Source organism: uncultured Litoreibacter sp., assembly GCF_947487515.1.
Classification (GTDB): domain Bacteria; phylum Pseudomonadota; class Alphaproteobacteria; order Rhodobacterales; family Rhodobacteraceae; genus Litoreibacter.
Map to the genome: position 1 here is coordinate 113,979 of NZ_CANKWO010000003.1, position 12,537 is coordinate 126,515.

At 56.6% G+C, this 12,537-nt stretch carries 14 protein-coding genes; 9 read left to right on the top strand and 5 right to left on the bottom strand.

The window, feature by feature from the left end:
• The first annotated feature begins 10 nt into the window (after window positions 1-10).
• Window positions 11-871: an N-formylglutamate amidohydrolase gene (locus Q0746_RS10435; protein ID WP_298259979.1), complete on the top strand. Its 861-nt coding sequence runs from the start codon at window positions 11-13 to the stop codon at window positions 869-871.
• On the opposite strand, the gene Q0746_RS10440 is transcribed toward Q0746_RS10435, so the two are convergent.
• Entirely contained in the window at window positions 872-2,122 is a 1,251-nt protein-coding gene (locus tag Q0746_RS10440; RefSeq protein WP_298259981.1) for a DNA polymerase IV, read from the bottom strand.
• Window positions 2,123-2,177: 55 nt separating this feature from the next.
• On the opposite strand from Q0746_RS10440, the gene Q0746_RS10445 reads away from it, so the two are divergent.
• The 4 genes from Q0746_RS10445 (at window position 2,178) to Q0746_RS10460 (ending at window position 4,428) form a co-directional block, all read left to right on the top strand.
• Window positions 2,178-2,624 carry an NUDIX hydrolase gene (locus Q0746_RS10445; protein WP_298259983.1) on the top strand — a complete coding sequence of 149 codons (447 nt, stop codon included), beginning with the start codon at window positions 2,178-2,180 and terminating at the stop codon, window positions 2,622-2,624.
• A 53-nt stretch (window positions 2,625-2,677) separates the two neighbouring features.
• Window positions 2,678-3,565 carry an SPFH domain-containing protein gene (locus Q0746_RS10450; protein WP_298259984.1) on the top strand — a complete coding sequence of 296 codons (888 nt, stop codon included), beginning with the start codon at window positions 2,678-2,680 and terminating at the stop codon, window positions 3,563-3,565.
• Entirely contained in the window at window positions 3,565-3,864 is a 300-nt protein-coding gene (locus Q0746_RS10455; protein ID WP_298259986.1) for a hypothetical protein, read from the top strand. The genes Q0746_RS10450 and Q0746_RS10455 overlap by 1 nt, the downstream gene beginning before the upstream one ends.
• A gap of 276 nt (window positions 3,865-4,140) precedes the next feature.
• On the top strand, window positions 4,141-4,428 hold the full coding sequence (locus Q0746_RS10460; protein WP_298259988.1) for a hypothetical protein: 288 nt from the start codon (window positions 4,141-4,143) through the stop codon (window positions 4,426-4,428).
• A 63-nt stretch (window positions 4,429-4,491) separates the two neighbouring features.
• On the opposite strand, the gene pyrF is transcribed toward Q0746_RS10460, so the two are convergent.
• Window positions 4,492-5,181: an orotidine-5'-phosphate decarboxylase gene (pyrF, locus tag Q0746_RS10465; RefSeq protein WP_298259990.1), complete on the bottom strand. Its 690-nt coding sequence runs from the start codon at window positions 5,179-5,181 to the stop codon at window positions 4,492-4,494.
• 57 nt (window positions 5,182-5,238) lie between these two features.
• Window positions 5,239-5,553 (bottom strand): hypothetical protein, encoded by a 315-nt coding sequence (locus Q0746_RS10470; RefSeq protein WP_298259992.1) that lies wholly within the window; start codon window positions 5,551-5,553, stop codon window positions 5,239-5,241.
• Window positions 5,554-5,772: 219 nt separating this feature from the next.
• Between Q0746_RS10470 and clpB the strand changes: the two genes are divergently transcribed.
• A complete protein-coding gene (clpB, locus tag Q0746_RS10475; RefSeq protein WP_298259994.1) occupies window positions 5,773-8,388 on the top strand; it encodes an ATP-dependent chaperone ClpB in 2,616 nt (871 codons plus the stop codon).
• Window positions 8,389-8,429: 41 nt separating this feature from the next.
• Here clpB and Q0746_RS10480 read toward each other — a convergent pair whose 3' ends face one another.
• Entirely contained in the window at window positions 8,430-8,783 is a 354-nt protein-coding gene (locus Q0746_RS10480) for a DUF6804 family protein (RefSeq protein ID WP_298259996.1), read from the bottom strand.
• A 142-nt stretch (window positions 8,784-8,925) separates the two neighbouring features.
• Between Q0746_RS10480 and Q0746_RS10485 the strand changes: the two genes are divergently transcribed.
• Complete coding sequence (locus tag Q0746_RS10485; protein ID WP_363322757.1) at window positions 8,926-10,410, top strand: FMN-binding glutamate synthase family protein; 1,485 nt, start codon at window positions 8,926-8,928, stop codon at window positions 10,408-10,410.
• A 6-nt stretch (window positions 10,411-10,416) separates the two neighbouring features.
• On the opposite strand, the gene Q0746_RS10490 is transcribed toward Q0746_RS10485, so the two are convergent.
• A complete protein-coding gene (locus tag Q0746_RS10490; protein WP_298260000.1) occupies window positions 10,417-10,788 on the bottom strand; it encodes a VOC family protein in 372 nt (123 codons plus the stop codon).
• A 148-nt stretch (window positions 10,789-10,936) separates the two neighbouring features.
• On the opposite strand from Q0746_RS10490, the gene msrP reads away from it, so the two are divergent.
• Entirely contained in the window at window positions 10,937-11,848 is a 912-nt protein-coding gene (gene msrP, locus Q0746_RS10495; protein WP_298260002.1) for a protein-methionine-sulfoxide reductase catalytic subunit MsrP, read from the top strand.
• Window positions 11,849-11,860: 12 nt separating this feature from the next.
• Window positions 11,861-12,502 carry a protein-methionine-sulfoxide reductase heme-binding subunit MsrQ gene (gene msrQ / locus Q0746_RS10500; RefSeq protein WP_298260004.1) on the top strand — a complete coding sequence of 214 codons (642 nt, stop codon included), beginning with the start codon at window positions 11,861-11,863 and terminating at the stop codon, window positions 12,500-12,502.
• Window positions 12,503-12,537: the final 35 nt, after the last annotated feature.

The following is a 12,537-nucleotide window of genomic DNA, read 5'->3' on the forward strand; positions in this document are numbered from 1 at the left end:
AGGAGCAGGCATGACGAATGACGCCTATACATTGACGCAACCGCAGGTGCAGACCAGCTGTATGGTTTTCGCCAGCCCCCATAGTGGCCGCCACTATTCGCGTGAATTCTTGCGACGCAGCATCTTGGATGACGTGCAGATTCGGTCCTCGGAGGACGCGTTTGTTGATAAATTAGTGGATTCTGCCCCACAGTTCGGGGCCCCTTTTTTGGCGGCACGCATGCCACGGGCCTATCTGGACCTGAACCGCGCCAACGACGAATTGGACCCCGCTGTGGTGAGCGGCATTCGGCGCCCCGCTCATAACCCGCGCATTACATCCGGCTTGGGGGTGATTCCCCGTGTTGTGGCGCATGGTCGGGCGATTTATTCGGGGAAGATGTCGCTGGCCGAGGCAAACATGCGCATAGAGAAATATTGGAATCCCTATCACCAGCAACTCGCCGCGCTTATGGAAAGCACGAAGCGCCGGTTTGGCCGCGCTGTTTTGGTGGATTTTCATTCCATGCCTCATGAGGCGGTTCGCTCGGTCGGGCGGTCCGGAAACATGCGGCCGGATGTGGTGCTTGGGGACAGATTTGGTGCAGCGGCCGCAGGCGACATCGTTGAGCGCATCGAGACGGTGTTTCTTGAGGCCGGGTTGCGCGTCAGCCGGAACTCGCCCTTTGCGGGGGCGTATATAACGCAAGCCTACGGGCGCCCGTCGCGCGGGCAGCACGCGCTGCAAATCGAAATTGACCGCGCGCTATATATGAACGAGCAACATATCCGCCCAAACGGCAACTTCGACAATTTTCGCAAGCTCATGACGCAAGTCGTGGCCGCAATTGCGGACGTGGGGCGAGACAACGTCAGGTTGGCTGCTGAATAACTAGCGCAAGGCACGACCCTTTTTGATCGCGTCACTGCCGAACTTCTCGCGGATTTTGTCGGTGGCGCGTTCTGCACTTGTGCGTTTGGCGGCGTCGGGGTCCAGCAAGTCCGGTGTGCGATCTGCATCGGCTTCGGGTGTGAGATCGGAAATGCCAACCCCCAGCAATCGGTAGGGCCCTTCGTTCACATTGGCCATCATGTCGCGCGCAGTTCGGTAGATGCGATCTGCCAGTTGCGTCGAATCGCGCAAGGACTGGCGTCGGGTGACCAACTTGAATTTCGCGGTTTTCAACTTCAACGTCACCACGCGCCCTGCAATCTGTTTGGCCTTGGCGCGGTCCGCGACTTTCTCCGCCATGCGCCACAAGTGGCCGTCCAGCAAATCGGCATCTGCGGTGTCGACGTTGAAGGTGGTCTCATTCGAGATGCCTTTGACCGGCTCATGGGCAGAGACGCGGCGGTGATCTTGCCCGCGTGCGAGGTGCCAAAGCCGTTCACCCAGAGTGCCAAAGCGGGCGTGCAGGTCTTGGCGGTCCCACCGCAGCAGGTCCTTGAACGTGCGAATGCCGGCTGTTTCCAAAGTTTCGCGCCCCACCGCGCCAACCCCCCAAATCATCGACACCGGTCGGTCGCGTAGGAAATCGTCGGTCTCTGCCTTGCCGATCACGGAAAACCCGCGGGGCTTGTCCAGATCAGATGCAACCTTGGCCAGAAACTTGTTGTGGCTTAGCCCGATGGAGCCGCTGATGCCGATCTCGCTTTCCATCCGGTTCACTAGTCGCGCCAACATGACCGCAGGTGGGGCGTGATGCAGTTTTGTGGTGCCTGTCAAATCAAGGAAGGCCTCGTCCAATGACAGGGGCTCAATGGCAGGGGTTAGTTCTTGCATAAGGGCGCGAATTTGGCGCGAAACGTCAACGTAGACATCCATGCGCCCGCGCACCACTTCGGCCTCTGGGCACAGCTTCAACGCCTGAAACATCGGCATGGCTGAACGCACGCCCTTTATGCGCGCGATGTAGCAGGCCGTCGACACAACGCCACGCCGCCCACCCCCAATGATCACCGGCTTATCGCGGAGCTCTGGGTTGTCGCGCTTTTCCACAGAAGCATAAAACGCGTCACAATCCATATGCGCGATGCTGAGATCGAATAGTTCCGGGTGTGACATCACGCGGGGTGAGCCGCAGTCAGGGCAGCGGGCTCCCTGATCGTATTGGTGGAAACATGTGCGGCACAGTGATGGCATAGGGGAAGTGATACGTTACCCCGCAGGTTGCGGCAATAATGTGCTAAGGAGAAGTATGGAATTTCACGGCGCAAAAGTTGCGATATTTATCGGGGATCAGTTGTTGGTCCTTCTGCGCGACGACTTCGATCATATCCCCTTTCCCGCATGTTGGGACTTCGCGGGCGGCGGTCGAGAGGCGGGAGAAACGCCCGAGCAATGCGCCCTTCGCGAGGTGAAGGAAGAATTCGGCCTCACGCTGGCCGCCTATCAGTTGGTTGGCAAAGTCGCATATGAGACGACCAACCCCAAAGGGCTCGCCGCCTTCTTTGCAGCGCATCTTCCCTTAGGGACCGAGGAGGGCATTTCCTTCGGAGAAGAAGGTCAGCGATGGGAGTTAATGTCGCCCGATGACTACCTGACACGCAACGATGCGATAGCGCATTTGCAGGGGTGTTTGCGGGTGTATCTGGAAAGACTCTCACAGCACGGATTGGCGGGATTTCGCGGTTTATCTCTTTAAAAATGGTTACTTGATCCCCATATAACCATCAGGACAGTAAAAGGAATTTGTTTATGGAAGACATAGTTTTAGGATTTTTAGGGAACAACGCGATCTTCTTGGTGTTGTTTGTCTTTCTGGTTGTTGTCGTCTTTGCAGGCGTGCGGATTGTGCCGCAAAGTGAAAAACATGTGGTCGAACGGTTTGGCCGCCTACGCTCGGTGCTTGGGCCAGGGATCAACTTCATTGTTCCGTTTTTGGACCGTGTTGCACATAGAATCTCCATTCTGGAGCGCCAGCTGCCAACCAACCGTCAAGACGCCATTACCTCTGACAACGTGTTGGTGCAGGTTGAAAGCAGCGTGTTCTACCGGATTACAGAACCGGAAAAGACGGTCTACCGTATTCGGGACATCGATGCCGCTATTACGACAACTGTTGTGGGTATTGTGCGGTCCGAGTTGGGAACGTTGGAGCTGGACCAAGTTCAATCCAATCGCGGCCAACTGATCGAGCGTATTCAGCAGTCACTTGAGAAAGTCGTGGATGACTGGGGCATCGAAGTAACCCGCGCAGAGATTTTGGACGTGAACCTTGATGACGCAACGCGCGCAGCAATGATGCAGCAGCTAAATGCGGAACGCGCACGTCGTGCGCAGGTCACGGAGGCCGAAGGGTCCAAACGGGCCGTAGAGCTGAACGCCGACGCGGAGCTCTACGCCGCCGAGCAATCCGCCAAAGCCCGCCGCATCGAAGCCGAAGCGGAAGCATATGCCACCGAAGTGGTCGCCGTTGCGATCAAAGAGAACGGTGTTGAGGCTGCACAATACCAAGTGGCGCTAAAGCAGGTCGAAGCCTTATCCGAAGTGGCAAAAGGATCCGGCAAGCAAACCGTTTTGCTTCCCTCTGCCGCGCTTGATGCCTTTGGTGACGCGTTTAAACTTCTTAAAGGGAGGACTTAATGGAGAGCTATATTCTATGGAACCAATATTGGGTTTGGTTCACCTTCGCGCTTGTTCTTGGGGTGCTTGAGGTCTTGATGCCCGGATACATCCTGCTGGGCTTTGCCCTTGGGGCCGCTGCCATCGGTGTGGTTTTTGCCTCGGGTGTTTGGCCCGCGGAGGCCATGATGCAGTCCTTGCCGGTCACCTTGGCAGTCTTTGGTGCGGCGTCCTTGCTGGTTTGGTTAGGGTTGCGCCAATTCTTTGGCCGCCGCAACGGGCAGGTGAAAGTTTGGGATAAGGACATCAACGAAAACTGACCCCTTCAAAAATGTTGAGTTGAACGAATCCCCGCATCGCAATGATGTGGGGATTTTTCGTTTCAGATGGAAATATTACAAAAACCAATTGCGCAAAGGCCCGTTCTCACGTGGCCGTGATGTGTAGGGCTATGGTGAAGGTCTTGTGTGCGTAATCGCACCAAATTTAGGTAATTTTGCGATATGTGAGCATTGAGGCGCAGATCAGTTGCCGTCATATTAGGTTCATCAACGGCAACACGCCGAACACAACATACATCTTACGGAGTACTAGAAATGAAAGCTGTAATCGCAACTTTGATCGCCCTGTCCGCAACCGCACCTGCATTTGCTGACGTATCTGACGCTCAGGCCTTCTTCGCATTGGGCAACGACTCTGCCGCCGAGCGCGTGGTTGGCGAAACATCCACAGGCGACGCAAATGCTGCACTGTGGTCCGGCGTTTCCGCAAACGAAAGCGCAGCCGAGCAGAACATCACCCTGCGGGGCAATGACGTTTCCCGCAACATTCACGCCTTCTTCGCACTGGGCAACGACTCCGCCGCTGAGCGTATCGTTAAGTAAAACACACAGGCTCTAACCTTTGCAGAGCTTAACGCGGGCCCTTCTGAAAAGAGGGGCCCGTTTTTATGGCAGCTCGTCCAAAATGGCCTGTGCAGCTTCCCGCGGGTTTGCGGCCTGCCAGATGGGGCGCCCAACAACGATGTGATCCGCCCCGTCCTCAATAGCGCGCGCAGGTGTTGCGACACGCTTTTGGTCGCCAAGTTCTGCTCCGGCAGGGCGCACGCCAGGGGTTACGATCAACCGGCCCGCCGCTTCGGGCAAGGCACGGATCATCGCGGCTTCTTGCGGCGACGCAATCACACCATCCGCACCGGCTTCAAGCGCTTTGGCCGCGCGTTCCAATGTGATGTCATGAATGTCACCGGCCTTGATGCAACCTGCATCCAAATCGGCGCGATCGAGGGACGTCAAAACCGTTACCCCAAGGATTTTCATGTCGGAACCCGAGGCTCCTTCCTTGGCAGCGCGTACAATATGCGGATCGCCGTGAACCGTCAAAAAGTCGTGCCCAAACTGCGCAAGCCCGCGCACGGCGGCTTCGACCGTCGCCCCAATGTCGAAAAGCTTCATGTCCAAAAAGATGCGCTTGCCATGCTCGTCTTTGAGTTCATTCGCCAAGGCCAGACCGCCTCCGGTCAACATCCCAAGGCCAATTTTATAGAACCCGACACTATCTCCTAGGTTTTGGGATAGCTGTAGCCCGCCAAGGGCATTCGGCAGGTCAATTGCAACGATCAGACGGTCATCAGACATGGGTTTAGGCCTTTGCAGCTAGAATTTGGCCTTAGCTGCCCGTCTGATGTGCTGCCGTCAAGCGGCGGAGTGGATATCTCCGAGGCCCATCGTGGTTTTGAACTCACGGATCATGTCGTTCAGGTGGACCAATTTGCCGGCTTTTTGCGCTGATGAACGCGCCATCAATAGCGCGCGCCCTTTGGCACGATGGGCCTTGGCACGAGCAACCAAAGTGGTTGAAACATCCTTAAAGTCGGCCGTGATCGGCAGCGGGGCAGAGATAGGGACTTTCCGCGTTTCACGACCCTCGTGAAACACCACCAAAGCTTGAAAGCTGCGGGTTGCGGCATTGTAGTTCAAATTTTGCACTTCTGTTCGATAACTGCTCATCGTTACCTCCTTTACGTTAACAATAACGTAGGGAGGCATGTGGTCCGTTGCCACTCAGGCTTTTTCACAAAGGGGTGAATCGCTGTAACCTGCGATTTTTACGGCGGCATGCCTTGAGGGAAGCACGCAGCCACCCCATTTAGGATTTGAGGTTTGTCAAAGTATGGTGCTGCCTAGCGGGCCATAATCAGGCAAAGGCTTTAGGAAAGGAACGTGACTATGGATTTGGAAAAATTCACCGAGCGCGCCCGCGGATTCATCCAGGCTGCGCAAACAATCGCAATGCGTGAGGACCACCAGCGCCTTGCACCAGAGCATCTTCTCAAAGCGATTATGGACGATGAGCAAGGGCTCGCGACCAATCTGATATCCGCCGCCGGTGGTGCACCCGCACGGGTCAAGGAGGCCGTTGAACTGGCCGTAGGGAAAATCCCCAAAGTCACAGGCTCTGGCGGGCAGGTCTATTTGGAATCGCAAACCGGAAAAGTTCTGGCCGAGGCGGAAAAGCTGGCGAAGAAAGCGGGCGACAGCTTTGTACCCGTGGAGCGTTTGCTCTGTGCCTTGGCGCTGGTCAAAAGCCCCGCAAAGGATGCACTGGATGCGGGCGCGGTCTCTGCCCAAAAACTGAACTCCGCGATCAATGACGTACGCAAGGGGCGCACCGCAGACAGCGCCAATGCCGAAGACGGCTATGACGCATTAAAGAAATACGCCCAAGACCTGACCGAAGCGGCCCGCGAGGGCAAGATTGACCCGATCATCGGCCGCGACGAGGAAATTCGCCGGACGATGCAGGTTTTGTCGCGCCGTACCAAAAACAACCCCGTTTTGATTGGGGAACCAGGTGTTGGTAAAACTGCGATTGCCGAGGGCCTCGCGCTGCGCATTGTGAACGGCGATGTGCCGGAATCGCTGCGGAATAAGCAACTGATGTCGTTGGACATGGGCGCGTTGATCGCGGGGGCCAAATATCGTGGCGAGTTCGAAGAACGGCTGAAAGCCATCTTATCCGAGGTCACCACCGCCGCCGGCGAGATCATCTTATTCATTGACGAGATGCACACATTGGTCGGCGCAGGTGCCAGCGAAGGATCGATGGATGCCTCCAACTTGCTGAAGCCCGCCTTGGCGCGGGGTGAATTGCACTGCGTCGGGGCCACAACCTTGGACGAGTACCGCAAACATGTCGAAAAAGACGCGGCTCTGGCGCGGCGCTTTCAGCCCGTGGTGGTGGCGGAACCCACCGTGGAAGACACGGTTTCCATTCTGCGCGGCATTAAAGAGAAATACGAACTGCACCACGGCGTGCGGATATCCGACAGCGCATTGGTAACGGCAGCAGAGCTGTCGCACCGCTACATCACCGACCGTTTCTTGCCCGACAAAGCCATCGACCTTGTGGATGAGGCCGCATCGCGGCTGCGGATGGAGGTCGATAGTAAGCCAGAAGAACTGGATGCACTGGATCGTCAGATTTTGCAGCTGCAGATTGAAGCCGTCGCCTTGGAAAAAGAGGATGACGCTGCCTCGGTAGATCGATTGGACAGCCTGCAAAAGGAGCTGTCTGACCTGCAAGAACGGTCACGCGAAATGACGACCACATGGCAGGCGGAACGTGACAAGTTGGAAGGGGCGCGTGACCTCAAAGAAAAGCTGGATCGCGCACGGGCTGAATTGGACATCGCCAAACGGGATGGCAACTTGGCCAAGGCGGGGGAGTTGTCCTACGGCGTGATCCCAGAGTTGCAAAAGGCCTTGGGCGAGGCGGAAAACCGCGAAGAAACCCAAATGGTAGAGGAAGCCGTGCGCCCAGAACAAATCGCCAGTGTGGTAGAGCGTTGGACCGGAATCCCGACCTCCAAAATGCTGGAAGGTGAGCGCGACAAGCTCCTGCGGATGGAAGATGAGTTGGGCAAACGGGTAATCGGCCAACGAAACGCTGTGCGCGCATTGTCCAACGCGGTGCGCCGCGCGCGTGCAGGCCTGAACGACGAGAACCGCCCGCTTGGCTCTTTCCTGTTTCTGGGTCCTACCGGCGTGGGCAAAACAGAGCTGACAAAAGCAGTGGCCGAGTTTTTGTTCGACGACGACGGCGCCATGGTGCGCATCGACATGTCGGAGTTCATGGAGAAACACGCGGTCGCACGTTTGATCGGTGCCCCTCCGGGGTATGTCGGATATGATGAGGGCGGGGTTCTCACCGAAGCCGTCAGGCGCAAGCCCTATCAGGTTGTGTTGTTCGACGAAGTTGAGAAGGCCCACCCAGATGTGTTCAACGTGCTGTTGCAGGTCCTAGATGACGGCGTGTTGACCGATGGGCAGGGGCGCACGGTGGACTTCAAGCAAACGCTGATTATCCTGACCTCGAACCTTGGGGCTCAGGCGCTTAGCCAACTGCCCGATGGTGCCGATGCGGCAAATGCCAAACGCGATGTGATGGACGCGGTGCGTGCGCATTTCCGCCCTGAGTTCCTGAACCGTCTGGACGAAACCGTGATCTTTGACCGCCTTGCCCGAGAGGACATGGACGCGATTGTGGATATTCAGCTTGCCCGTTTGGAAAAGCGCCTTATCGGCCGGAAAATTGCGCTGAAGCTGGACGACGATGCCAAGCAGTGGCTGGCGGATGAAGGCTATGATCCGGTCTTCGGGGCACGCCCTTTGAAGCGCGCGATCCAACGGGCGTTGCAAGACCCGCTGGCCGAGATGATCTTGGCTGGCGAAGTACTGGATGGCACATCTGTAGACGTGAGCGCGGGGCCGGACGGGCTATTGGTCGGCGGGCGTGTGAGCGCTTCGAACAGGCCTACACCTGATGATGCCGTCGTGCACTGACACCGAAAAGGGCGCTCACGGGCGCCCTTTTGTATGACGCTTCAGGCGCTGCGCAGGCACAGCTTGTAATGCCCCACAAAGATCGCGGCAGTGGCGATGTTGATGATGATCCACAGCAGCTTGAACAGATGGACGGGGATCAGCGGGTTGAACAATAACGCGATGAACCCAAAGGCCCAGACATAAGAGTTTGGGGCATTGTCGTTCAGCGTATATTCCTTCCACGCCAGAAAGGCCGCCGCCGCCGCTACGATCCATCGCATACCGATGTAGTAGACATAAGGAAGCGGAAGGATGGCAACCAAAAGGACCGCTGCGGGAAGAAACCATACCCACTTCGAAATATCGGTCTCCGGCCGCAAGCCTTCAGGGGTGATGCGCGGTGCGTTGGTCATATCATTATCCAGATTGTGCATCACATTGATATCAGCGCAAGGTTGGAGTGGGCAAGGCGCAAACAGATACTCACGGGGCTGTCACTTGCACCTTCACGGCCTACAGATGATTGTGGGGAAATAACAAACAGAGGGAACGGATATGTGGATGTTTGACTGGGCTGGATGGGTGATCGAAGTCATGGCACTTGCGTTTATTGGTGTCATTGGCGTGGTCGCGCTTTTGGTGGTTGTCATGTTCGTCGTTGATCGCTCTCAAACCGGTGACGCGATCCGGCGGAACTATCCGGTCATCGGACGGTTCCGGCATATCTTCACCGAGCTCGGCGAGTTCTTCCGCCAATATTTCTTCGCGATGGACCGCGAGGAGCTGCCGTTCAACCGTGCGCAGCGTGACTGGGTAAAGCGCGCGATCAGTGGCAAGGGAAACACGGTGGCCTTTGGCTCTACGCGCAATGTCGCGGTGGTGGGAACGCCCCTTTTTGTGAATGCCGCCTTTCCTCCGTTGGATGACCAATTCGCGAAGTCCGAACCGATGGTGATCGGTGCCGCCGCGCGCCACCCCTATGAAGCGCAATCCTTCTTTAACTTGTCGGGAATGTCATATGGGGCAATTTCAAAACCGGCCGTGACGGCGTTATCACGTGGGGCCAAAGAAGCAGGTATCTGGATGAACACCGGCGAGGGCGGGGTGAGCCCGTATCACTTGGAGGGTGGCGCCGACATCGTGTTCCAGATTGGCACAGCCAAATACGGGGTTCGCAACAAAGACGGCTCGTTGAACGACGACAAGCTGCGCGAAGTCGCGGCGCATCCACAGGTGAAGATGTTCGAGCTAAAACTCGCGCAAGGGGCCAAGCCGGGCAAAGGGGGGATACTTCCGGGTGCCAAGGTGACCGCAGAGATCGCAGCCATTCGCGGGATTGACGAGGGCGAGGACAGCATTTCCCCAAATCGGCACATAGAGGTGTCCAACTTTGACGAGCTGCTGGATCTGGTCGCCCATATCCGCGAAGTCACTGGCAAGCCTACGGGCATCAAGACGGTCTATGGCTCCGACGCGCCATTTCGCGAATTGTTCACCCTGATCTTGCAGCGTGACGAAGCCCCCGACTTTATTACCCTTGATGGCGGTGAAGGCGGGACGGGGGCGGCACCGCTACCGTTGATGGATTTGATGGGGGTTACGATCAAAGAAGCCCTTCCCGAAGTGGCGAACCTGTTGCGCGAATACGGGTTGAAACAGCGCATCCGCCTGATCGCGTCGGGCAAGCTGATGGTGCCAGGTGACGTGGCATGGGCGCTGGCTGCGGGGGCGGACTTTGTGACATCTGCGCGGGGCTTCATGTTTAGCCTTGGCTGCATTCAGGCGCTGAAATGCAACAAGAACACCTGCCCCACAGGGATCACCACACATAACCCTAGGTTCCAAAAAGGCTTGGTACCGGAGGACAAATACAAAAAGGTCGCGCGCTACGCCAAGGACATTGTCAAGGAGGTGGAACTCATTGCCCATTCCGTAGGCGTGCCCGAACCGCGCCAGTTGCGGCGTGAACATGTGCGATTGGTTCAAGACAGCGGCAAGTCGGTGCCGATGGATGTGCTGTATCCGCTGAGGGAGACGTAGAAAGCGCTATTGCTCAATGCGCCATGGCGGGAAGCGGCGCTCTGGGCCTGCGTGGTACAAGCACAACTTGTTTCCCGTAGGGTCTGACAGCCGTGCCTCGCGCCATCTCCAGTTTTGGTCGGTCGGGGGGCTGTCAAACTTTATGCCGCTTTCGCATAGTAAGTGGTGCCGCTGATCCACGTCATCTACTTCGAAATACACCACGGTGTTTCCGGGACACGGCGATTGGGCGACATGTAGGGAAAGCGTGCTCGCGCCAGAGCCCAATTCAAATCGTGCATATTCGTCTCTGGCCGATACGATAAGTTTCAGGCCAAGCTTGGTGTAGAACACCACGCCTTCATGGAAATCGCGCACTTCTAGTGTCACTTGGTTCATATCCACGGGCTGTCCCTTCCTTGGCTGGGCTGTTGGTTCACGATGTGATGACATTCACCCAACAGTTTCGTGAGGAGGCCTCATTTGGTTTTGAGCATAGTCGCAGGTAGGTCATAAGGGAAACACGCAAAGGCGAGGACACTATACTATGGCCAACCGGTTCAAATCTGATCTGACATGGGGCGACGTGACGCCTGAAAACATTTTCCTGAACCGGCGGGCCTTTATGGCAGGTGCCTCGGCTATGGCGGCGACCGGCATTGCGGGGCCCGCGTTGGCCGCGAAATATTCCACCGACGAAGAGCCGAACGCGTGGGAAGAAATCACCCAGTACAACAACTTTTATGAATTTGGCACGGGCAAATCCGACCCTGCGGAATATGCCTCCGAGATGACCACCGACCCTTGGGAAGTGGAGATTGGCGGCTTGGTCGACAAGCCAGGAACATATTCCTTCAAAGACATCATGGCCGCGATGACCGTAGAAGAGCGGATTTACCGCTTCCGCTGCGTGGAGGCTTGGTCGATGGTTATCCCGTGGAATGGCTTCGAGCTGGCGGATTTGCTGAATATGGCGGGCATTCAGTCCGGTGCGAAATATGTGGCGTTCGAGACGTTGCACCGCCCCGAAGAGATGTGGGGTCAAAAGCGCAATTTTGTCCCATGGCCTTACCGCGAGGGGCTGCGCTTGGATGAAGCGATGCACCCGCTGACCTTTATGGCGACAGGGATTTACGGAAAAACCATTCCGAACCAGAACGGCGCGCCGATGCGCTTGGTGGTTCCGTGGAAGTATGGCTTCAAGTCGATCAAGTCGATTGTGAAGATTACGCTGACTGATACTCAGCCCCCCACCAGCTGGAACATGATCAACGCACCTGAATATGGCTTCTATAGTAATGTGAACCCGCAGGTGGATCACCCGCGCTGGTCGCAGGCCTCCGAGCGCCGCGTGGGCGGCGGGCTTTTGGCCAAACGTATTCCGACACTGATGTTCAACGGATACGAGAAAGAGGTCGCAAGTCTTTATGAGGGCATGGACCTCAAGAAGAACTTTTAATACCACTTAGACATGTCTCACCCAATAACGCCTTCGGAGCGGATCAATGCCGTGCTTCGCCCCATACCCACTTGGTTGGTGTATTTGCTCGGCGCGCTTCCGGGGGTGTATATCGTTCTTGGGATTACGCTGGCGTTGACGGGCACCTATGACCTGTTTGGCCATAGCCTAGGTGTGGATCCGTCTCGTACAATTGAACGTTGGCTGGGGGAGCTGGCGCTTCAGTTCTTTATCGCGACTATGGCAATCTCGATCCTGCGCGACCGCTTTCGCTTGAAGCTGATCAAGTTCCGCCGGCCCTTAGGGCTGTTGTCGTTCTTCTATATCGTGTTGCATCTGGCTGTGTGGCTTGGCCTTGATCTTCAGTTTCGCTGGGGTGAGGTGTGGTCGGATATTCTCAAGCGCCCCTATATCACGATCGGGATGGCAGGTTTCTTGATGCTCATCCCTGTGGCTATCACCTCTAACAATGCCATGATCCGCAAGCTCGGCCCGATGAAGTGGCAAAAGCTGCACAAGCTGACCTATCCTGCGATCCTGTTAGGCGGGGTCCATTACGTCATGGTTCAAAAGATCTGGGAGGTAGAGTCCCTGACCTACCTAGGTGTCATCGTGGTTCTTTTGGCTTTCCGGTGGAAGCGCTTGCTGCCCTGATTGCCTCGGGCGCTACGAATGACGGCCTTTCAGCT

Excerpts from the sequence above, each read along its gene's own strand:
- msrP (WP_298260002.1), top strand. The coding sequence starts at position 10,937 with ATGGCCAACCGGTTCAAATCTGATCTGACATGGGGCGACGTGACGCCT.
- Q0746_RS10480 (WP_298259996.1), bottom strand. The coding sequence starts at position 8,783 with ATGACCAACGCACCGCGCATCACCCCTGAAGGCTTGCGGCCGGAGACC.
- Q0746_RS10490 (WP_298260000.1), bottom strand. The coding sequence starts at position 10,788 with ATGAACCAAGTGACACTAGAAGTGCGCGATTTCCATGAAGGCGTGGTG.
- pyrF (WP_298259990.1), bottom strand. The coding sequence starts at position 5,181 with ATGTCTGATGACCGTCTGATCGTTGCAATTGACCTGCCGAATGCCCTT.
- clpB (WP_298259994.1), top strand. The coding sequence starts at position 5,773 with ATGGATTTGGAAAAATTCACCGAGCGCGCCCGCGGATTCATCCAGGCT.
- Q0746_RS10485 (WP_363322757.1), top strand. The coding sequence starts at position 8,926 with ATGTGGATGTTTGACTGGGCTGGATGGGTGATCGAAGTCATGGCACTT.
- Q0746_RS10460 (WP_298259988.1), top strand. The coding sequence starts at position 4,141 with ATGAAAGCTGTAATCGCAACTTTGATCGCCCTGTCCGCAACCGCACCT.
- Q0746_RS10440 (WP_298259981.1), bottom strand. The coding sequence starts at position 2,122 with ATGCCATCACTGTGCCGCACATGTTTCCACCAATACGATCAGGGAGCC.
- Q0746_RS10435 (WP_298259979.1), top strand. The coding sequence starts at position 11 with ATGACGAATGACGCCTATACATTGACGCAACCGCAGGTGCAGACCAGC.
- Q0746_RS10450 (WP_298259984.1), top strand. The coding sequence starts at position 2,678 with ATGGAAGACATAGTTTTAGGATTTTTAGGGAACAACGCGATCTTCTTG.
- Q0746_RS10455 (WP_298259986.1), top strand. The coding sequence starts at position 3,565 with ATGGAGAGCTATATTCTATGGAACCAATATTGGGTTTGGTTCACCTTC.
- Q0746_RS10470 (WP_298259992.1), bottom strand. The coding sequence starts at position 5,553 with ATGAGCAGTTATCGAACAGAAGTGCAAAATTTGAACTACAATGCCGCA.
- Q0746_RS10445 (WP_298259983.1), top strand. The coding sequence starts at position 2,178 with ATGGAATTTCACGGCGCAAAAGTTGCGATATTTATCGGGGATCAGTTG.
- msrQ (WP_298260004.1), top strand. The coding sequence starts at position 11,861 with ATGTCTCACCCAATAACGCCTTCGGAGCGGATCAATGCCGTGCTTCGC.